Below are 2,495 nucleotides of genomic sequence, written 5' to 3'. Positions count from 1 at the left end.
CGCGCCGGGCGGCCCGCCGGCACCGCGCACGGCAGGGCCGGCCCCGCAGGCCCGCCCGGCCCACGTCCGCACGGACTTCGCCGCCCGCCGCAGCGGCTGAGGGCACGGGCACGATCACCGATCGGGCACCGGGGACGTCGGCGGGCGACCCTCCGCGTGCCCGATCCGTGATCACTCCCGGCGGTGCGGCCCGGCGCGGGGGCGACGTGGAAGGCTGGACGCCGTGACCGTCACCGTCTGGTGGGCCGCCCCGGCCGATCCCGGCGACCGCGCCGACCTCGTCGCACTGCTGGACGCCCATGAACGCAAGCGGCTCCTCGCACTGCGCAGGCACGAGGACCGCGCCCGCTACCTCGCCGCGCACGCCCTGGCCCGGCTCGTGCTCGCCGAGCGGCTCGACACCGACCCCGCCGCGCTCGTCCTGGACCGGACCTGTCGCTGCGGGGAGCCGCACGGCAAGCCGCGCCTGGCCGGGCACGGCGACGACCCCGGCTTCTCGCTGACCCACTCCGGCGCGCTGGTCGGCGTCGCGGTCGGGACCGGCCCGGTCGGCGTCGATGTCGAGGCGCACCGCCCGCTGTCCGGCCTCGACGGCCTCGTCCGGCACGCCCTCTCCCCCGCCGAGCTCGCCGCGGGCACGCCCGACGGCACCGGGTTCCTGGTCACCTGGACCCGCAAGGAGGCGCTGCTCAAGGCCACCGGCGAGGGCCTGTCGAGCCCGATGGACGCGATCACGCTGTCCCCGCCGCACGCCCCGGCCCGGGTGCTGGGCTGGACCGGCACCGGCGGGAACTGGTGGGTCGCCGACGTCGCCACCGGCCTCGACGACCACCCGGGCGCCGTCGCCGGGGCGGGGCCGGTGGCCCCGGTCGTCACCGTCGCCGACGGCGACGCGGTCCTGTCGGTGCGCCGGGGCACGATGCACGGGTGATGGTGAGGTGACCGCGGCGGCCGACCGCTGGGTGCTGCATCTCGACATGGACGCGTTCTTCGCCTCGGTCGAGCAGCTGACCCGGCCCACCCTGGCCGACCGGCCGGTCCTGGTCGGCGGCGCAGGACCGCGCGGCGTCGTCGCGGGGGCGAGCTACCAGGCGCGGGTGTTCGGGGCCCGCTCGGCGATGCCGATGGGGCAGGCGCGGCGGCGCTGCCCGCACGCGACCGTCCTGCCGCCCCGGTTCTCGCTGTACAAGGCGCTGTCCGAAGAGGTCATGGCCGTCCTCGGCGAGTTCTCCCCGGTGCTCGAGCCGGTGTCGGTCGACGAGGCGTTCGTGGAGCCGCCCGACCTCGTGGGGGCCTCCCCGGACCGGGTGCGGGAGTGGGGCACCCGGCTGCGCGGCGCGGTGCGCGAGCGCACCGGGCTGCCCGCCTCGGTGGGGGCCGGGTCGGGCAAGCAGGTCGCGAAGATCGCCTCCGAGCTGGCCAAGCCGGACGGGCTGCGGGTGATCGCCCACGCCGATCAGGCCGCCGTGCTCGACCCGCTCCCGGTGCGGTCGCTCTGGGGCATCGGACCGGTCTCCGGCGAGGCGCTGCGGAAGATCGGGATCGAGACGATCGGACAGCTCGCCGCGATGGACGCCCGCGAGGTCGCCGGGGTGCTGGGCGGTGCCGTCGGGTCCGAGCTGCACCGCCTGGCCCGCGGTGTCGACGACCGTCCGGTCGCCCCGCGCGGCGCGGCCAAGCAGATCAGCGCGGAGACGACCTTCGACACCGACCTGACCGCGATGAGCGCGGTGCACACCGCGGTGGAGTCGATCTGCGTCGCCGTGCACCGGCGCCTGGTCGCCGACGGCCGGACCGCCCGCACCGTCACGGTGAAGGCGCGGACCGGGGACTTCGCCACCCACACCCGGTCCGAGACGACCCCCTTCGGGACCCGGGACCTGGCGACCCTGGTCGCGGTGGCCCGACGGCTGGCCGAGGGCGCCGTCGGCGAGGGCGGGGTGCGGCTGCTGGGGGTGTCGGTGTCCGGCTTCGGCGACGAGCCGCCACTGGCGCTGTTCGACGCGGTGCCCTCGGAGAGCGGGTGGACGACGGCCCAGGCCCCCGACTCACCGCCCGCGACCGCCGGCCCGGCCGCCGCGGCGGGGGTGACCGTGCTCGACGCATCCCCGGAGAACGACGCAGCCGGCGGGACCGGCGCGACCGAGGAGCCCGGCGACGCGGTCGGGCCGCTCCGCCCGGACCGGCCCGACCGCGAACCCGACCCGGACCGGCCCTGGCGCGCCGGCGACGACGTCGCCCACCCCGAGCACGGCCACGGCTGGGTCCAGGGCGCCGGGCACGGGCGGGTCACCGTGCGGTTCGAGACCGCGCTCACCGGCCCCGGACGCACCCGCACGTTCGACGCCGCCGACCAGGACCTCACCCGGGCCGACCCGCTGGGCAGCTGGCGGGCCTGAGCCCGGGCCCCGGGTGGGTTCAGCCGATCAGCGGGCTGCGGTGCGGCGGTGCGACGCGGCTGCCCTCGGCGATCCGGGCGCGCAGCGCGGGAGCGG

General features: G+C 78.1%; 2 protein-coding genes. Both read left to right on the top strand.

Features of this window, described 5'->3' with window-relative positions:
- The first annotated feature begins 223 nt into the window (after positions 1-223).
- Positions 224-931, top strand: a complete 708-nt coding sequence (locus NH602_RS30080) for a 4'-phosphopantetheinyl transferase superfamily protein (RefSeq protein WP_253069590.1) — start codon at positions 224-226, stop codon at positions 929-931.
- Between the two features lie 7 nt (positions 932-938).
- A complete protein-coding gene (locus NH602_RS30075) occupies positions 939-2,399 on the top strand; it encodes a DNA polymerase IV (RefSeq protein WP_253069589.1) in 1,461 nt (486 codons plus the stop codon).
- Positions 2,400-2,495 lie beyond the last annotated feature (96 nt).

Source organism: Pseudonocardia sp. McavD-2-B, from assembly GCF_024124365.1.
Classification (GTDB): Bacteria; Actinomycetota; Actinomycetes; order Mycobacteriales; family Pseudonocardiaceae; genus Pseudonocardia; species Pseudonocardia alni.
This window is presented reverse-complemented; position numbering and strand designations above follow the sequence as displayed.